Annotated in this window: 16 protein-coding genes; 9 read left to right on the forward strand and 7 right to left on the reverse strand. The window is 46.4% G+C overall.

Annotated elements, in window-relative coordinates; all coding sequences use genetic code 11:
* Window positions 1-184 precede the first annotated feature (184 nt).
* Window positions 185-1,153: a lipopolysaccharide heptosyltransferase I gene (gene waaC / locus HMPREF3139_RS08080; RefSeq protein ID WP_070461526.1), complete on the reverse strand. Its 969-nt coding sequence runs from the start codon at window positions 1,151-1,153 to the stop codon at window positions 185-187.
* 46 nt (window positions 1,154-1,199) lie between these two features.
* The gene (locus HMPREF3139_RS08085) at window positions 1,200-1,835 is read right to left on the reverse strand and encodes a nicotinamidase (RefSeq protein WP_004519191.1); all 636 of its coding nucleotides are present in this window, start codon (window positions 1,833-1,835) and stop codon (window positions 1,200-1,202) included.
* Between the two features lie 169 nt (window positions 1,836-2,004).
* On the opposite strand from HMPREF3139_RS08085, the gene tsaA reads away from it, so the two are divergent.
* Window positions 2,005-2,679: a tRNA (N6-threonylcarbamoyladenosine(37)-N6)-methyltransferase TrmO gene (gene tsaA / locus HMPREF3139_RS08090; protein WP_004519192.1), complete on the forward strand. Its 675-nt coding sequence runs from the start codon at window positions 2,005-2,007 to the stop codon at window positions 2,677-2,679.
* Window positions 2,680-2,774: 95 nt separating this feature from the next.
* On the opposite strand, the gene gap is transcribed toward tsaA, so the two are convergent.
* Window positions 2,775-3,779 carry a type I glyceraldehyde-3-phosphate dehydrogenase gene (gene gap, locus HMPREF3139_RS08095; protein ID WP_049335677.1) on the reverse strand — a complete coding sequence of 335 codons (1,005 nt, stop codon included), beginning with the start codon at window positions 3,777-3,779 and terminating at the stop codon, window positions 2,775-2,777.
* Between the two features lie 652 nt (window positions 3,780-4,431).
* On the opposite strand from gap, the gene lpxC reads away from it, so the two are divergent.
* Window positions 4,432-5,346 carry a UDP-3-O-acyl-N-acetylglucosamine deacetylase gene (lpxC, locus tag HMPREF3139_RS08100; protein WP_070461527.1) on the forward strand — a complete coding sequence of 305 codons (915 nt, stop codon included), beginning with the start codon at window positions 4,432-4,434 and terminating at the stop codon, window positions 5,344-5,346.
* 236 nt (window positions 5,347-5,582) lie between these two features.
* Here the strand turns inward: lpxC and ggt are convergent, their stop codons facing one another.
* Complete coding sequence (gene ggt / locus HMPREF3139_RS08105; protein ID WP_070461528.1) at window positions 5,583-7,352, reverse strand: gamma-glutamyltransferase; 1,770 nt, start codon at window positions 7,350-7,352, stop codon at window positions 5,583-5,585.
* A gap of 476 nt (window positions 7,353-7,828) precedes the next feature.
* On the opposite strand from ggt, the gene gnd reads away from it, so the two are divergent.
* The gene (gene gnd, locus HMPREF3139_RS08110) at window positions 7,829-9,277 is read left to right on the forward strand and encodes a decarboxylating NADP(+)-dependent phosphogluconate dehydrogenase (protein ID WP_070461529.1); all 1,449 of its coding nucleotides are present in this window, start codon (window positions 7,829-7,831) and stop codon (window positions 9,275-9,277) included.
* Between the two features lie 195 nt (window positions 9,278-9,472).
* On the opposite strand, the gene HMPREF3139_RS08115 is transcribed toward gnd, so the two are convergent.
* A complete protein-coding gene (locus HMPREF3139_RS08115) occupies window positions 9,473-10,423 on the reverse strand; it encodes a D-2-hydroxyacid dehydrogenase (RefSeq protein WP_070461530.1) in 951 nt (316 codons plus the stop codon).
* A 128-nt stretch (window positions 10,424-10,551) separates the two neighbouring features.
* On the opposite strand from HMPREF3139_RS08115, the gene HMPREF3139_RS08120 reads away from it, so the two are divergent.
* The 4 genes from HMPREF3139_RS08120 (at window position 10,552) to HMPREF3139_RS08130 (ending at window position 13,939) form a co-directional block, all read left to right on the forward strand.
* Complete coding sequence (locus HMPREF3139_RS08120; RefSeq protein WP_107768592.1) at window positions 10,552-10,770, forward strand: DUF2061 domain-containing protein; 219 nt, start codon at window positions 10,552-10,554, stop codon at window positions 10,768-10,770.
* Window positions 10,771-10,934: 164 nt separating this feature from the next.
* Window positions 10,935-13,085: an ATP-dependent DNA helicase DinG gene (gene dinG / locus HMPREF3139_RS08125; protein ID WP_070461532.1), complete on the forward strand. Its 2,151-nt coding sequence runs from the start codon at window positions 10,935-10,937 to the stop codon at window positions 13,083-13,085.
* Between the two features lie 107 nt (window positions 13,086-13,192).
* On the forward strand, window positions 13,193-13,444 hold the full coding sequence (locus HMPREF3139_RS11275; RefSeq protein ID WP_283120669.1) for an HNH endonuclease: 252 nt from the start codon (window positions 13,193-13,195) through the stop codon (window positions 13,442-13,444).
* Between the two features lie 15 nt (window positions 13,445-13,459).
* On the forward strand, window positions 13,460-13,939 hold the full coding sequence (locus tag HMPREF3139_RS08130; protein WP_070461533.1) for an SMI1/KNR4 family protein: 480 nt from the start codon (window positions 13,460-13,462) through the stop codon (window positions 13,937-13,939).
* A gap of 574 nt (window positions 13,940-14,513) precedes the next feature.
* On the opposite strand, the gene HMPREF3139_RS10710 is transcribed toward HMPREF3139_RS08130, so the two are convergent.
* On the reverse strand, window positions 14,514-14,969 hold the full coding sequence (locus HMPREF3139_RS10710; protein ID WP_234396013.1) for a GNAT family N-acetyltransferase: 456 nt from the start codon (window positions 14,967-14,969) through the stop codon (window positions 14,514-14,516).
* A gap of 167 nt (window positions 14,970-15,136) precedes the next feature.
* Between HMPREF3139_RS10710 and HMPREF3139_RS08140 the strand changes: the two genes are divergently transcribed.
* Complete coding sequence (locus HMPREF3139_RS08140) at window positions 15,137-15,403, forward strand: DUF3079 domain-containing protein (protein ID WP_003686685.1); 267 nt, start codon at window positions 15,137-15,139, stop codon at window positions 15,401-15,403.
* A gap of 82 nt (window positions 15,404-15,485) precedes the next feature.
* Here the strand turns inward: HMPREF3139_RS08140 and HMPREF3139_RS08145 are convergent, their stop codons facing one another.
* On the reverse strand, window positions 15,486-15,968 hold the full coding sequence (locus tag HMPREF3139_RS08145; protein WP_070461535.1) for a dihydrofolate reductase: 483 nt from the start codon (window positions 15,966-15,968) through the stop codon (window positions 15,486-15,488).
* Window positions 15,969-16,164: 196 nt separating this feature from the next.
* Between HMPREF3139_RS08145 and HMPREF3139_RS08150 the strand changes: the two genes are divergently transcribed.
* A complete protein-coding gene (locus HMPREF3139_RS08150) occupies window positions 16,165-16,962 on the forward strand; it encodes a factor H-binding protein (protein ID WP_070461536.1) in 798 nt (265 codons plus the stop codon).
* Window positions 16,963-16,988 lie beyond the last annotated feature (26 nt).

A 16,988-nucleotide genomic window follows, 5' to 3' on the forward strand; every position in this document is an offset into this window, starting at 1 on the left:
TCAATTCTCCTAAAAAGAATGTCCATCAAATCTAGCATACTGCTTTTGATACATTCTTTATATAAAATCCAATTCGGTTTTCACCAACATGATAAAACCAAATTTGTATAAATCTTGGTAAATAGAGCGGAATTATATCATTTCTAAAGCATTTACTCAGAAAATAAATCCAACTCCCCTGCAATTATTTACCATATGCTGCAACACAATCCATCAAGGTTTGATAAACCTCGTCAACATTGGGAATTTGAGCAATACCGCCTAAATTTTTTGCATAAGCCGAAACTTGAACGCCGGTCTTGGCCGGATCTGTATCTGTATAAATTCCTACAACAGGCTTTTCCAGTGCATTGGCAAGATGCAGTAGTCCGGTATCTACGCCAATAATACCCTCTGCGTTTTTCAATAAAAATGCAGCCTGTAATAAATTCATTTTGTCGCAAACCGAAGCAGACGGTAAATCGCTTGCAATCTGTTCGGCACGCATTTTTTCGGTTTCATTTCCCCACGGCAAATATACATTGCATTGTTGTTCTTCATTCAACTTTTTCAATAATGCACGCCAGTGTTCTACCGGCCATAATTTACTGTCTCGACTGGTTGCATGCAAAGCAACGTAATAAGGGGATTGCAAATTTTTCAGACGGCCTGATTCAGGAACCGACAAACCAAATACCTGCGTTTCAGGCATTGTATAACCAAATACTTGGGCGAATAATTCACGGTTTCGCCAGACCGCATTTTTGCCTTTCGGCACGGCAAATGTTTTACTGTATGCAAAGGCAGCCAAACTTTCACGCGTGCTGTGTTTATCTAAACCGTAAATAGGGGATTTCGCCATTTTGGCAAAGCATGCGCTTTTAATCAGTCCTTGACTATCTAAAACAAAATCAAAAGATTCAACCTGTAAATCTGTTTTCAGACGGCCTATTTCACGCCAAGTTTCAGCCTGAAAAAGCTGTTTGCGCCATTGCCGCCATTTCATTACATGAACCTTTTTGACAAAAGGATGCAAGCGGACAATATCTGCAAACCCTGCCTCACACAGCCAATGGAGCTCTACCTCAGGACATTGTCGCGCCAAATCTTCAACTGCGGGTAACGTGTGAATTAAATCGCCCATACTGGACAAGCGGACAAGTAAAATCTTCATATTTTGAAAAATGTTTCACGTGAAACAACAGAATTTTAAATATACTTTATTGATTATTAATGTATTTTTTTATTTCTTCGGCGTTTTCTAAAATAATAGCTCCGGCAGAACGCATTTCCCGCCATGCAGATTCAACCGTTTCCGGAGCAATGCCACGGCAAGCCGCCTGATTGACGATGACTTTCCAAGCCCCGCCTTTAAGCAACTGTAAAACTGTCGTTTTCACACAATAATCCGTTGCCAAACCGCCGACAATGACTGTATCTGCATTTTGACAGCGCAACCATTCGATCAAACCTGTACTGAGCTTTTCTTCAATATCGTGAAAACATGCGCCGTAAGGATGTAACTCAGGATCGACGCCTTTCCAAACGCAATAATTGTATTCTTTGGCTGAAGGCAGGCCATCCAACAAATCATAGCCATATGTTCCAACCATCGCATGCGATACCCAAGTCAAATCCGCATCGGGTAAACCCGTCGGTTTCAACATATCAACAGGATTATCCACAAGCCATTTTGCCGCGGCATGATGCGCATCTTTCGTCATTACGCGTAAATCCGCCAATGCAGCTTGAGCATTGAGTTCATCCGCAATCAGATGACCTTCGGCAACGGGCAATTCTTTCGGGCACAAAGGCGTAAACGTTTTTTGTGCATCTACATCGATGGAAACAATCATGGATTAATATAACCTATTGATTTTATTTATATAATTTGAATTGAGCATTTATTACCAATGTACGGACATTTGGAATAAATGCTTTGTATTATAACAAATTACTACCGCAAAATGTGGGAAAACATCTGTGATATGATGACAGTTTGCACAGAATTTTTATCCATAAATTATGTCCTATTCGATTACGCCTATTGCAACCGTTCATTCCCCCTACAAACAAAAATTCGGCATTGCCCGCCAACCCGGTTTGGTTCCTGCGGCAGAAATTTGCATTGAATTCAATCCTGAATTTACCACAGACAGCGTTCGGGGCTTGGAAGATTTCGACTACGTGTGGATAAGTTTTATTTTCCACGGCGTATTGGATGAAGGTTGGGCGCAAATGGTGCGTCCGCCACGGCTTGGAGGCAAACAAAAAATGGGCGTATTTGCCACGCGCAGCCCGCACCGCCCCAATCATCTCGGTTTATCCCTGCTGAAACTCGAACGCATCGAAACAGGCAAACCTGTCCGCATCTATTGCAGCGGCGCAGACCTATTAGACGGTACTCCGGTAGTGGATATCAAACCCTACATCCCGTTTGTCGAATCCAAACCTGACGCATCATCAGGCTTTGTCAGCGGCAAACCTGAAGAATTGAACGTTGTCTGGGCAGAAAGTACGCTTGCAGAACATTTATCCACAGAAGAAAAACATCTCATTGAGCAAAGCATCGCCCAAGATCCTCGCCCTGCCTATCAAGATATTCCCGAACGGGTTTATGTAATGAATATTGCGGATTATGAAGTGCAGTTTAGGATAGAAAACAAATGTGCCACAGTGATTAAACTATCCACAATCTGATTGCAAATTGAATCTATCTACACACAAAAGGCCGTCTGAAATGTTCAGACGGCCTTTTAATTATCCACAGACTGATTGATTCAGCCCGTTATTTTTTAGATTTTGCTGGCAAAAAATTCCAAGGTACGAACCAATTGGCAAGTGTAAGACATTTCATTGTCGTACCAAGCAACGGTTTTTACCAATTGTTTGTCGCCAACTGTCATCACGCGGGTTTGAGTCGCATCGAAAAGTGAGCCGTATTCGATACCGATGACGTCGGAAGAAACAATTTGATCTTCAGTGTAGCCTAAAGCATCGTTGGCGGCAGCTTTCATGGCTGCATTGATTTCTTCTTTGGTAACAGGGCGTTCGAGAACAGAAACCAGTTCAGTCAAAGAGCCGGTGGCTACAGGAACGCGTTGGGCAGAACCATCAAGTTTGCCGTTCAATTCAGGGATAACCAAGCCGATGGCTTTAGCGGCACCGGTGCTGTTCGGTACGATATTCAAGGCAGCGGCACGGGCGCGGCGGAAGTCGCCTTTGCGGTGTGGCGCGTCAAGGGTGTTTTGGTCGCCGGTATAAGCGTGGATAGTGGTCATCAGGCCTTCAACAATACCGAATTCTTTTTGCAATACCGCAGCCATAGGGGCCAGACAGTTAGTCGTACAAGAAGCGGCGGAGATAACGGTTTCGCTGCCGTCCAAAATATCTTGGTTTACGCCGTATACGACAGTTTTCACATCATTGCCGCCAGGAGCCGAAATTACAACTTTGCGCGCACCGGCACGGATATGGGCTTCCGCTTTGGTTTTATTGGTAAAGAAACCAGTACATTCGAGGACAACGTCCACACCCAGCTCGCCCCAAGGCAATTCTTCAGGATTAGGATTGGCAAATACTTTGATTTCTTTGCCGTTCACAACAATCGCATCATCTTTCAATTCGGCAGAGCCTTCAAAGCGGCCTTGAGTACTGTCGTATTTAAAGAGGTGCAGCAGCATATCGGCAGGAGTCAAGTCGTTAACAGCAACGACTTCGATACCTTGGGCTTTTTCAATTTGACGTAATGCCAGACGACCGATACGGCCAAAACCATTAATCGCTACTTTAATACTCATTTTGCTACTCCTAATTAGATGGAATGGGAAAAATTTTTCAGTAAGGCCATTGTATCCTGAAATAAAATTACTTTCTAGGATTAAAGATAATTACTTTTAAGTTGTTTGATTTAAATAAAGAAAACATGAAATTCTTGTTTGTAGGAAAATATCAGGTAAATCGAATCAGTCCTTAATTTTGATATTTTATTTCATAAAAACCTTTTTCCAATCTTAAAAGTTTCATAAGTTTATGGAAATCATAAACTTAGTTCTATTTCCTCCGTATTTTGCCATTTTTGTGTTGATAATTCAGTGTTTTCTTCAAATTATAATATTTTAATTTTTAAAATGATGATTTTGATGAAGAACCAAACCATCTGTGGATAACGGAATAACTTTCTTTAAAACCAATTTGATAGTCGCTTTTTATCTTTGAGGCCAACCCCAACTGAATGCCGGAATAAAAAAGGATAGAATCTTAGTTCTTCTATTTTTCTGTGGATAAAACCCAAATTACCCACTTCAATTTCACATGCTATTGTGGATAATTAAAATTTTGAAATTCACACCCGCAAAACATCCATATTGGCAAATACTATTAAAAATGATGGCTTGTTTTTTCCTTTTTAACGTATCATTTGCCCATCAGACTTTTTAAAAGGAAGCAATTATGCTGCAACGGACTTTAGCCAAATCAGTAAGCGTTACCGGCGTTGGCCTGCATTCGGGCGAAAGGGTCGCTCTGACTTTGCATCCTGCCGAAGAAAACAGCGGTATTTCGTTCCGCCGTACCGATTTAAGTGGGGAAATGGGCGAAATAATCAAATTGAATCCTTATTTGATCAACGATACCCGCCTCTCTTCAACCATCGTTACCGATAAAGGCGTACGCATCGGCACGATTGAACACATTATGTCGGCTCTGTCTGCCTATGGCATCGACAATGCCTTGATTGAATTGAACGCGCCTGAAATTCCGATTATGGACGGCTCCAGCCTGCCGTTTATTTACCTATTACAAGATGCAGGCGTTGTCGATCAAAAAGCCCAAAAACGTTTTCTAAAAATCCTCAAACCCGTTGAAATCAAAGAAACCGGAAAATGGGTGCGCTTTACGCCTTATGACGGCTTTAAAGTTACTTTAACCATCGAATTTGATCATCCCGTATTCAACCGAAGCGCACCTACTTTCGAGATTGATTTTGCAGGAAAATCCTATATCGATGAGATTGCCCGTGCCCGTACCTTCGGCTTTATGCACGAAGTGGAAATGATGCGCGCCCACAATCTCGGACTGGGCGGCAATTTGAACAACGCCATCGTGATTGACGACATGGATGTTTTGAATCCGGAAGGTTTGCGCTATCCCGATGAATTTGTCCGCCACAAAATCCTTGATGCGATTGGCGATTTATACATTGTCGGCCATCCGATTATCGGCGCATTTGAAGGTTACAAATCAGGCCATGCCATCAATAATGCGCTGTTGCGTGCCGTTTTGGCAGATGAAACCGCTTACGAATGGGTTGAGTTTGCCGATGACGAAGATTTGCCCACCGCTTTTCACGAGTTGCCGGCAGCCTGATAGAAAATAGATAAAGCAGTCCAATGAAAAGGCCGTCTGAACCTTTCAGACGGCCTAAATCATGTCATTTTCCACAAGTAATTATCCACATATTCATCCTTTTTATCTTATTGAAAAATAAAAACATTAAAATTTAGCGTTATTCTTATACACATCTTATCCATATTTTTTCCTAAACTAAAAGGCCGTCTGAACAACTAGGTTTCAGACGGCCTTTGCATGTCAAACCGACAATATCAATCGCCCATGACCTTGCCTTCACGGCGCGGGTCGGCGCCGCCGAGCAAACTGTCTTTGCCGATCACAATGCCTTGCACGCCGGAATTCAAATCGCGGATTTGGACTTTGTAGCCCAATTTTTCCAACGCAGCCGCTTTATCCGCAGCCGCTGTTTTATCCTCGATTTCATACTGGCTGCCGCGATTGAGCATATTCGGCAGTGAAATTGCCGTCTGAATGTCCATACCCCAATCGATATGCGCCACCAGCGTTTTAGCGACAAAACCGATAATGCGGCTGCCACCCGGCGAACCGACCGCCATATAAGGTTTTCCGTCTTTCATCACAATGGTCGGCGCCATCGAAGAACGCGGACGTTTTCCACCGGCAACGCTGTTTGCCACCGTTTTACCGTCCTCTCCGACAGGATTGAAGGCAAAATCGGTTAATTCGTTGTTGAGCAGATAACCGTTTGCCATCAGCCCCGAACCGAACGCGTTTTCAATCGAAGTCGTCATCGACACGACATTGCCGTCTTTATCCACAACCACCAAATGGCTAGTAGACGGTAGCTCGACCGCCATGCCCTGCGCGTATACCTTGCCGAACTGACCTGCCTGAATAGTTTCCAATGCCTTGTCAGCTTTGCGGATTTCTTCGGCACGCGGTTTCAAATAAGCCTGAGAAATCATGGCGCGGGTCGGAACGTTCACAAACGCAGGATCGCCGACATAATAATCACGGTCGGCAAAAGCAATCCGCGACGCATCGCCTATCCAGCGCCAACTGTGAATATTTTCCGATCCCAACGCCCTCATATCCTGATTTTGTAAGACGCCCAAAATCTCACCCAAAGCAATCGCGCCCGAACTTGGCGCGCCCATGCCGCAAACTTCATATTCACGATACGGCGCGCAAACCGGCTTACGCTCGATAACTTGATAGTTTTTCAAATCCGCCATGCTGATTTTGCCAGGATTATCCACAGCACCGGTAACGGCACGAACAATATTCTGCGCCTGCATTCCCTGATAAAACGGCGCACTGCCTTTTTCCGCCAACAGGCGTACGGAACGCGCAAATTCAGGGTTTTTCAAAACCGTTCCCGAAGCCAAAGGTTTGCCGTCAGGCAGGAAGTAAGCGGCGGTTTGCGGATAACGTTGCAAGGGTTCCAAATTTTGTTCGATGGATTTCGCCATACGCGGAGAAACGGCAAAACCTTGTTCCGCCAAAGTAATCGGTTTCTCAAACAAACTTGCCCAGGGCAATTTGCCGTAACGCTTGTGGACATCTTCCAGCAGCTTCGGAATTCCCGGCACACCGACCGAACGGCCGCCGACCACTGCTTTCATAAAGCCCATCGGTTTGCCGTTTTCATCCAAGAAAAGTTCCGGCGTTGCCGCTTTCGGCGCCGTTTCTCGGGCATCAAACGTCGTCAGCTTTTTCGCCTTATTGTCCCAATACACCAAAAACGCACCGCCGCCCAATCCGGAAGACTGCGGCTCAACCAGTCCCAAAGTTGTCTGCATGGCAATCATCGCATCTATCGCACTGCCGCCGCGCTTCAAAATTTCATAACCGGCTTCAGTTGCCAGCGGATTGGCAGACGCCGCCATATAATGCTTGGCGCGGATTAATTTCTGCTCCGTCAGCCCTGTTCCTTGCTCCGGCGCATGGTTATCCACAGATACAGAGGGCAGGGAAACTTGAGGCTTTTGAACCGGCTGTTGCGCACAAGCGGCCAAAATCAAAACGGATAACAGGTTAATACTAAAGGAAAACTTCATATGCACACCCTTATTGAAATATTTTCAGACGGCCTTTTCCCAGCTTAAATAAAAGGAAATATGAAAATAACTTGAAATAAAAAACCATTTGACTATTTCTCTAGTCAATCAGTTCCAATTGGAGAAGTATAAAACAGGCTAAGATTGTGCACAGGCAAAAAGTTACCCACAGAATAAAGCAGTAGGAAATTTTTATCCACATCTGCAAACAAGGCCGACAATACTTTATCCTCATCAAAAAATATCAGCTAAGTATTTGAAAAATTTTTGTAATCAAAGTTATCAACAAGCTGTGTCTGCACTCAATATCATCTTCTATTTATTATTTAAAATCTTATTTATAGTTTGTTTTCCCAAAGGCCGTCTGAAACGTAAAGGCATCTTTTCAAAAAATTAAAAAGTTAAGGATTGTTAAAAAGTTGTAAATCAGCTAGAGTTACGGTTGATAAATTAAATTAATAATGGAGCTTCCATCAATGAAAGGCGATATCGGCGTCATCGGCTTGGCCGTTATGGGTCAAAATTTGATTTTGAATATGAACGATCGCGGTTTCAAAGTCGTGGCGTACAACCGGACCACCGCTAAAGTAGACGATTTTCTCAACGGCGCAGCTAAAGGTACCAACATTATCGGTGCCTATTCATTGCAAGATTTAGTGGATAAACTGGAAAAACCGCGCAAAATCATGATGATGGTTCGCGCTGGCTCTGTTGTTGACGATTTTATCGAACAACTCGTTCCGCTTTTGGACGAAGGCGACATCATTATTGACGGCGGTAATGCCAACTATCCTGATTCCACCCGCCGTACACACGAGCTGGCCGCGAAAGGCATCCGCTTTATCGGCGCGGGCGTATCCGGTGGCGAAGAAGGCGCGCGTCACGGCCCGTCCATCATGCCCGGCGGCGACGAAGCCGCATGGCCCGCCGTCAAACCTATCTTCCAAGCCATTGCCGCCAAAACCCCGCAAGGCGAACCCTGCTGCGACTGGGTCGGCCGCGACGGCGCAGGCCATTTCGTCAAAATGGTGCACAACGGCATCGAATACGGTGATATGCAGTTGATTTGCGAAGCGTACCAATTCATGAAAGACGGTTTGGGCCTGTCTTATGATGAAATGCACCAAATCTTCAACAAGTGGAACAAAACCGAACTGGATTCTTATCTGATTGAAATTACTGCCGCGATTTTGGGTTACAGAGATGAAAACGGCGAACCTTTGGTCGAAAAAATCCTTGATACCGCAGGTCAAAAAGGCACAGGCAAATGGACCGGTATCAATGCCCTCGATTTGGGTATCCCGTTGACCCTGATTTCCGAAGCCGTGTTTGCACGTTGCGTGTCCGCGTTTAAAGACCAACGCGCCCAAGCAAACAGCCTGTTTGGCAAAACCATCAGCCCCGTCGAAGGCGACAAAGCCACATGGGTGGATGCTTTGCGCCAAGCCCTGTTGGCATCCAAAATCATTTCTTATGCACAAGGCTTTATGCTGATCCGCGAAGCCAGCGAAAACAACGATTGGGCATTGAATTACGGCAATACTGCCCTCTTGTGGCGCGAAGGCTGCATCATCCGCAGCGCGTTCTTGGGCAACATCCGTGACGCATACGAAGCCAATCCTGATTTGGTATTCTTGGGTTCCGATCCTTATTTCAAAGGCGTGTTGGAAACCTGTCTGCCTGCATGGCGTAAAGTGGTGGCCAAAGCGATTGAGTACGGTATTCCGATGCCTTGCATGGCTTCCGCCATTACCTTCCTTGACGGCTACACTTCCGAGCGTCTGCCGGCCAACCTGCTGCAAGCGCAACGCGACTACTTCGGCGCGCACACTTACGAGCGTACCGACAAACCGCGCGGCGAGTTCTTCCATACCAACTGGACAGGCAAGGGCGGCGATACCGCTTCAACCACATACGATATTTAATTTGCCTGAGCAAACAAAAGGCCGTCTGAGTATTTCAGACGGCCTTTTTATAGGGTTATCCACAATGAAGAATGAAACGATTTAACCTATTTTATAGATAACTTTATGAAATAAATAAGAATTAATAAAGGCCGTCTGAATATTTCAGACGGCCTTTAAAATTGTTCACAACCTTATCAACAGGTTTTCCATAGATTAAACCAGATTTTGCGGATTACCGGCCACAAAGTGGTTGATATTGTCTAAAAGGATGTCAAACAGGCGGTTGGCGGCCTCTTGGCTTGCCCATGCAATGTGTGGCGTGACGATGAGGTTGGGCAGTCGGGCTTTCAGCAGAGGGTTGCCGTCGCGCGGCGGCTCTTGTGTCAATACGTCAAAACCTGCTCCGCCGATTTGGCCGTATTTCAACGCCGCAACCAAAGCGGCTTCATCAACCAAGCCGCCGCGTCCGCAGTTGATGAGGATGGCGCCGGGTTTCATTTGCTGCAATTCAGCTTCGCCTATCATATTGGCCGTTTGCGGCGTGAGCGGACAATTAAGCGATACGACATCGGCGGAGCGGATGGCTTCGTCAAAGGAAACATAACCGTCGCGGACGCTTTGGGCATTTTTATGTTCGGCGAACACGACATTCATTTTGAAAGCCTGAGCATAAGTTGCCAGCGTTTTCCCGATATTGCCGCGACCGAAAATCGCCAGCGTTTTACCGTTCAAATCGCGCATCGGTGCGCCGAGGTGGCAGAAAAACGGTGAGTTTTCCCACAAGCCTGCCGCAACGTCACGCTGATAGGCAGGCAGGTTGCGCATCAGGGTAATCATCATCATAAACGCGTGTTCCGCCACGGATTCATTGCCGTAAGCGCGGATATTGCACACTGCCGTACCGTTTTGTTTGGCAGCCTCAACGTCCACATTGTTGACGCCTGTCGCGGTAACGGCAACCAGCTTGAATTGTGGATTTTCGGCAAATGCTTGGGCGGAAATCACGACTTTGTTGGTAATCACAATGTCCGCGCCGCGGATACGCTCTAAGGTTTCGTGCGCTTCGGTTGTGCCGTAGCTGCTCAATGTATGTGGAAAATCAAAATCAAACGGGCGGTTGACGAGAGTATCGCGGTCGAGGACGACAATATGGAGCGGGTTCATAAAATTCCTATCAAAAATAAAATATCGATTTATAAAATCTAAATTAGGATAAAGGATTTAAAATATACGCGTTAGTTGATAATAATTATTATGTAGCGATTAAAACACCAATGTATCAGGAAAACAGAATGATTAAAACCATTACATTTGCTATTTTGCATTTCAGCGTCGCATTTAGTGTCGCCTATATTCTGACCGGCAGTATCGGCGTTTCCAGCGCGGTGGCCTTGGTCGAACCCATCGCCAATACCGTCGTCTTTTATTTTCACGAAAAAGCGTGGAACCGCTACGAGAAAAACAAATCCGAAAAACAAAAATTGTGGGTGCCTCTGCATCAGTGCGGCTAAAGTTTCAGACGGCCCTTTGCTTGATTAAAAACGATTATGCCTTTGCAGTTCGTCCATCGCCATCAAAATGCCAAACCCTAAAATAGGGTAAGACTTTACGAAGGCTTCATGAAGGTAAAAATGCTAAAATACGCTATTCTTGCAAACCCATTCAGACGGCCTCAATGCTCACCGATTTAGAAAAAAACGCCATCCGCGACCATTACCAAAACATCGGCAAAAACCTGCCCGGTTTCCGTCCGCGCGCTTCGCAGCGGGAAATGATTGCGGCGATTGCCAACGCTTTTTCGCGGACGTTGACGCGTGAAGAAGGCGAAGAAGCGCCCAAACGCGAGGGCGAGAGCATTGCCGTGATCGAAGGGCCGACCGGCGTGGGTAAATCGTTGGCCTATCTTTTGGCCGGCGGCATCATGGCGCAAACGCGCGGCAAACGGCTGATTGTCAGCAGCGCGACGGTGGCCTTGCAGGAGCAGTTGGTTGACCGCGATTTACCGTTTCTGGTCGAAAAAAGCGGTTTGGAGCTGACCTTTACGCTTGCCAAGGGGCGCGGCCGTTATCTTTGCCCTTACAAACTCTATCAACTGACGCAAAACAACGCCCAGCAAAACCTGCTTGGTTTTGAAGCGCCGGAAGTGTTGTGGGACAGCAAACCCAAGCCGGAAGAATTGAACCTGCTGCGCGACATTGCCGATGAATTTTCCGCCCGCCGCTTTAATGGCGACCGCGACACTTGGCCGGAAAAAATCGATGACGCGATTTGGCTCAAAGTTACCAACGACCGCCACGGTTGCCTGAAATCCGCCTGTCCTAACCGTCCGGAATGCCCGTTTTACCTGGCGCGCGATGTTTTGGAAACCGTCGATGTCGTCGTTGCCAACCATGACCTTCTGCTTGCCGACATCAGCATGGGCGGCGGCGTGATTCTGCCTGCACCCGAAAACAGTTTCTATTGCATAGACGAAGCGCACCATCTGCCCAAAAAAGCCCTCAGCCGTTTTGCCGCCGAACATTCATGGAATATTGCCGTTTGGACGCTGGAAAAACTGCCGCAGCTTACCGGCAAAATTGCCACGCTGACCGATAAAGCCGAACTTGCCAACCTTGCTGACGAAGCTGCCACATCCTTGCTCGACAGCCTGCACGAATGGCAGTTTCACTTGGCGGAAGAGCCGTCTTTAAGTCTGGGGTCGTCTGAAAACGACAGGCGGAAACACAACGAACCGACTTGGCTGTGGGAAGACGGCAAAATCCCCGAAGGCCTGGAAACCACAGTTTCCAATACGGCCATTGCTGCACGCAGCCTGCTCAAACACGTCGTCGGGCTGAACGATGCGCTTTCCGCCGCCCGCCGCGAAAAAGAACAGGACGGCGCGCTCATCGACCGCCTGACCAGCGAGTTCGGCCTTTTTATCGCCCGTATCGAACAAATCAGCGCAGTTTGGGATTTGCTCTCTACCGTTCCCATTGAAGGCGAAGAGCCGTTGGCGAAATGGATAACCCGCCGTGCCGACGACAAAAACGACTATATTTTCAACGCCAGCCCCATCAGCAGCGCATCCCACCTTGCCAACAGCCTGTGGCGGCGCGCGGCAGGTGCGGTGTTGACTTCGGCCACCCTGCAATCGCTCGGCAGCTTCAACCTGATTTTGCGCCAAACCGGCCTGCTGTGGCTGCCCGAAACCACCACGCTTGCATTGGAAAGCCCGTTTAATTTCGATACGCAAGGCGAGCTGTATATTCCGCCCGTACACGCCAGCCCCAAAGACCCTGATGCGCACACGGCCGCCATTGTCGAATGGTTGCCGAAGCTGGTTTCGCCGGTTGAAGCCATCGGCACGCTGGTGTTGTTTTCCTCGCGCAAGCAAATGCAGGATGTCGCCTTACGACTGCCTGACGAATACTTGCCGCTTCTGCTTGTACAAGGAGAGTTGCCCAAGGCTGTCCTGTTGCAAAGGCACCATCAAGCCATTGCCGAAGGTAAAGCCAGCATTATTTTCGGCCTCGACAGTTTTGCCGAAGGCCTCGACCTGCCCGGCACGGCCTGCGTTCAAGTCATTATTGCCAAGCTGCCGTTTGCCATGCCGGACAACCCCATCGAGAAAACCCAAAACCGTTGGATTGAACAACGCGGCGGCAATCCTTTTATCGAAATTACGGTGCCTGAAGCCAGCATCAAACTGATCCAAGCCGTCGGCCGCCTTATCCGTACCGAACAGGATTACGGCCGTGTGACCATCCTCGACAACCGCGTCAAAACGCAACGCTACGGCCAGCAATTATTGGCCTGTTTGCCGCCGTTTAAACGGATAGGGTAGTTGTGGATAATTCAAAGGCAGAGGCCGTCTGAAATCAAATGTTCAGACGGCCTTTTATTCATTTCAAGCTATAAATCCAATTTCATGACGGATACGGTTTCCCCGTTGTGCCAAGTCTGCGTGATTTCTTTCTAGCCGAACTTTTCATACACGGCCTGCACATCCGGCGTGGGGTAATTCCTAAATCAAATTTTACTAGCACACAGTTAGAAGATATTATGGCTGGAAAACGGACTATTAATGGATATATTTGGCATCATAATGCACAAAGTGCACCAAATAACATGCAGCTAGTACCATTGGAAATACATGATGCAGTTAGACATACTGGTCAAAATGCATTAAAAAAAGGACGTTAATCAAGGAAATGAATAATGAAAAAATTAAATATCTGGAGAGATGAAGGAAAAGTTTCTGCTTCAATCATTGAAAAATTTGCAGAAAATTTAGGTGTAACATTCCCTAGATCGTATATATATTTGATAAGTGAACATGATTATTTATATCCCGAAGAAGATTGTTTTATTTTTATTGATAATAATAAGAATACAGATGACAGAAATATTTTATTTTTAGGATATAAAAAAGATGCCTCCTGTCATGAAAATATCTATACCTATTCATGCATTGATAATGAATATGGCTATGGAAACCAAGTTGTTGCATTTGGAATAAGTGCAAATGGCGATTATATTTGTTTTGATTACCGTAAGAATTCAAGTAATCCATCCATCGTACTTATGTATCATGATGAATTTTACGAAGATGAACTAGGTAATACCAAGATGATTACAGTTCCCATCACACCTGATTTTGATAGTTTTATAGATAAACTTTATCAAGATGTAGATTAACTGGCACTACTAACCAGCATAGCCTGTGTAACCAACCAAAAAAGTGAAATGGTAGGATGTGCATTCATGCACACGCGGTTTTGGTTTCGCTGAACTCCGTTTCAGGCTGCCTTAAAACCACTTACCTTTCCTTTTTACTTTAACTAATCGTAACTCTAAACTATGCCCACTCCCCCCTAAACATTCTCTCACCCAAGCTCTATCCCAGTGAGCCATATAACGAAAGCGAAGCACCCGGTGCTATCACTTGGTTGTGGTATTAATCCCATGCACCGCCAAGTGCCTATTGCCTGTGTAAAAAAAGAAAATCAACTCACCGAAAAAAACAAGCAAGAAGAATTAAGCACATGACAAAAAACCGTGTATATCCTTGCCCAAGCGGTATTTAGAAGCAGCGGTTGCAGCAGCAGAAGTCAGCATTTCCATAACCTACGGCGAACAGCAAAACCGACAAACCACCCAAGTTCAAGTAAATCAAGCCCAAGCCAGCCAAATTCAAGCAGGCGGTAAAACTACCCTTATTGCCGGAGGTGCAGGCGAACAATCCAATATCAACATCACAGGCTCAGATGTTTCAGGTAAAGCAGGAACCGGCCTGATTGCCGATAACGACATCACACTCCAATCCGCCGAACAAAGCAGCAGCGAACGCAGCAACAACAAAAGCAGCGGCTGGATAGAGATACAGATGCGGCAAACCCAGTTCGCGTGCTTTATCCAGACAAAACGAAACCAGCTGCCTGCCTACGCCCAAACCGCGAAATTGCGGCAAAACGAACACATCACCCAGCCAATATTCGTATTCGGGAAAACACGCCATATCAAACCGCTTTAATGCCGCCGAACCCATCAGCCGCCCTTCGTTATCGACAGCCGCAAACGCCAGCGGCAAGTCATCCCCATTAAGGCACTGTGCGTAATACACACGGATTTTGTCCAGAGACGACCACGGCGCAAAATCGTGCCATTCCTCAAATAGCGTGAGTGATAAAGGCTCGACAAATTCAGGCTTCAGACGGCATATGTTCATATCGGGTCCTCTTGTTGTACCGCGTAGGGATTATTTTCACAGTATAGGCCGTCTGAAAGGTTAACACATCTTAAAAAATCAGCGTAAAACACGATAAACCCGCCGCCAGCCCCATTCAAATCACTTATAATTCTGCCCATACCGCACACAAACAAAAGAAGAACACCATGGCCAAGAAATTTCCCATTTTCCCGAAAAATCCCGAGCGTATCTGCTGGGGTTGCGACAAATACTGCAAAGAAGACGATCTGCAATGCGGCAACGGTTGCGAGCGCATCCAACATCCCATCGAATTGGACGGCCGCGACTGGTATAAAAAAGGCGACTGGAGCAATTTGTTGAGCGAAGAGCAGCAAATCGAACTTGGACTGAAAGAAGCACCCAAGCCGGCCAAACCGCATATCAAGCTGCCTTTAAAAAACAAAACGGCTTAAACGGTATGCCGTAAACAAACGAAATAAAAAGGCCGTCTGAAACCTGAAAAACAGGGTTTCAGACGGCCTTTGCGTTGTCGGATTATGCCTTCACATAATGCACAAACGCGTATTCGATGCCTTTGGCGGAAACATGGTTTTCCCGAGAGGCTTCTTGCCATGTTTCTGTGGAAAACTCAGGAAAAAACGCATCGCCGTCCACATCCAAACCGACTTCGGTCAAACGCAAATCCGTGGCAATCGGCAGGGCTTGTGCATAAATTTGAGCGCCGCCCATGATGATGACTTCTTCAGCCCCCTGACACAAAGCCAGCGCATCTTCCAAAGAAGCCGCCGTTTGCGCACCTTCGGCCTGATAATCTTGGCGGGTGATGACGATATTTTGACGGCCGGGCAGCGGTTTGCGCGGCAGAGATTCCCATGTTTTGCGGCCCATAATGACGGGTTTGCCGGTGGTGTAGGATTTGAAAAAGGCAAAATCCTCGGGCAAATGCCAAGGCATAGTGTTGTTGATGCCGATACAGCGGCGGGCGGCGTAGGCGGCGATAAGGGTGATTTTCGGCATGATGAAGTCCGTTTGCAAAATAAAATGATTATAGCGGAAGGGAGGCTGGATGGACTGAATGCCCGATATTTTTAAAATGTTTCAATATTTATAAAATTAATATTCAAAATACTTAATTTTGACAAAAATCATTTATTGTTCATTTTTTTAGGTATATGATGAATATCATACCAAATAAAAAGGAAAGGAAAAAATGATGCGAACCCTCCGTATTTCTGCTTTGACTGCTTCCCTGTCTTTGATGTTGGCTGCCTGCGGTGGCGCAACAAGCGGCTTGTCGAATGCCGTGACCGAGCCGCTCAATCCGCATCCGAAAGGCGTGTTGTCCGTTGAATTGAACGAATCCGTCCCTGAAAACGGTACGTTGGAGCTGATGGCCAACGGTAAACCGCAAAACCTGAAAAAAGGCGACAAACTCGATACCGGCTTTTTGAAAACCGATAAAGTATCTTCTTACGACTACGCCCAAAAAATTAAGGTAAACGGCCAAGTCATCACTTTGGAAACGGGCGACTTCCAAGTGTATAAACAAAATTATTCCACTGTTGCCGCGCGTTACGCCAAACAAAAAGCCGATGACGCAGGCAAGCTGCAAAACCTCGATACATACACATTCATCGTCGGCGAAGTCCAAGGCGATGAAACAGCGTATCGCAATTTGCCCAAACAAGGCAGCTATCAGTATTCAGGTATCGCGTTTAATGGCGACGACCGCAGCGGCCGTCTGAAATACACCGTCGATTTCGATAAAAAACAAGGTTACGGCAAAATCAGCAGCATGGCTTCCCACAATAATGTCGACCTGCTTGCCGCAGGCATTGCCAATAACAATGGCAAAGCCGCCATCAGCGGTAAAACCAGTTTGAATGGCGTAGAAAACGGCCGTTACGATTTGAAACTCTTCGGCCCGCAGGCTGAAGAAATTGCCGGTAAAGCGCAAATCAAAGTTGGCGACTCCACCAAAGAAATCGGTTTAGCCGGTAAAAAAGAATAGGAAACAAGGCCGTCTGAAATGTTCAG

This window comes from Neisseria sp. HMSC15G01 (assembly GCF_001808255.1).
Classification (GTDB): Bacteria; Pseudomonadota; Gammaproteobacteria; order Burkholderiales; family Neisseriaceae; genus Neisseria; species Neisseria subflava_A.

Excerpts from the sequence above, each read along its gene's own strand:
- waaC (WP_070461526.1), bottom strand. The coding sequence starts at position 1,153 with ATGAAGATTTTACTTGTCCGCTTGTCCAGTATGGGCGATTTAATTCAC.
- HMPREF3139_RS08085 (WP_004519191.1), bottom strand. The coding sequence starts at position 1,835 with ATGATTGTTTCCATCGATGTAGATGCACAAAAAACGTTTACGCCTTTG.
- tsaA (WP_004519192.1), top strand. The coding sequence starts at position 2,005 with ATGTCCTATTCGATTACGCCTATTGCAACCGTTCATTCCCCCTACAAA.
- gap (WP_049335677.1), bottom strand. The coding sequence starts at position 3,779 with ATGAGTATTAAAGTAGCGATTAATGGTTTTGGCCGTATCGGTCGTCTG.
- lpxC (WP_070461527.1), top strand. The coding sequence starts at position 4,432 with ATGCTGCAACGGACTTTAGCCAAATCAGTAAGCGTTACCGGCGTTGGC.
- ggt (WP_070461528.1), bottom strand. The coding sequence starts at position 7,352 with ATGAAGTTTTCCTTTAGTATTAACCTGTTATCCGTTTTGATTTTGGCC.
- gnd (WP_070461529.1), top strand. The coding sequence starts at position 7,829 with ATGAAAGGCGATATCGGCGTCATCGGCTTGGCCGTTATGGGTCAAAAT.
- HMPREF3139_RS08115 (WP_070461530.1), bottom strand. The coding sequence starts at position 10,423 with ATGAACCCGCTCCATATTGTCGTCCTCGACCGCGATACTCTCGTCAAC.
- HMPREF3139_RS08120 (WP_107768592.1), top strand. The coding sequence starts at position 10,552 with ATGATTAAAACCATTACATTTGCTATTTTGCATTTCAGCGTCGCATTT.
- dinG (WP_070461532.1), top strand. The coding sequence starts at position 10,935 with ATGCTCACCGATTTAGAAAAAAACGCCATCCGCGACCATTACCAAAAC.
- HMPREF3139_RS08130 (WP_070461533.1), top strand. The coding sequence starts at position 13,460 with ATGAAAAAATTAAATATCTGGAGAGATGAAGGAAAAGTTTCTGCTTCA.
- HMPREF3139_RS10710 (WP_234396013.1), bottom strand. The coding sequence starts at position 14,969 with ATGAACATATGCCGTCTGAAGCCTGAATTTGTCGAGCCTTTATCACTC.
- HMPREF3139_RS08140 (WP_003686685.1), top strand. The coding sequence starts at position 15,137 with ATGGCCAAGAAATTTCCCATTTTCCCGAAAAATCCCGAGCGTATCTGC.
- HMPREF3139_RS08145 (WP_070461535.1), bottom strand. The coding sequence starts at position 15,968 with ATGCCGAAAATCACCCTTATCGCCGCCTACGCCGCCCGCCGCTGTATC.
- HMPREF3139_RS08150 (WP_070461536.1), top strand. The coding sequence starts at position 16,165 with ATGCGAACCCTCCGTATTTCTGCTTTGACTGCTTCCCTGTCTTTGATG.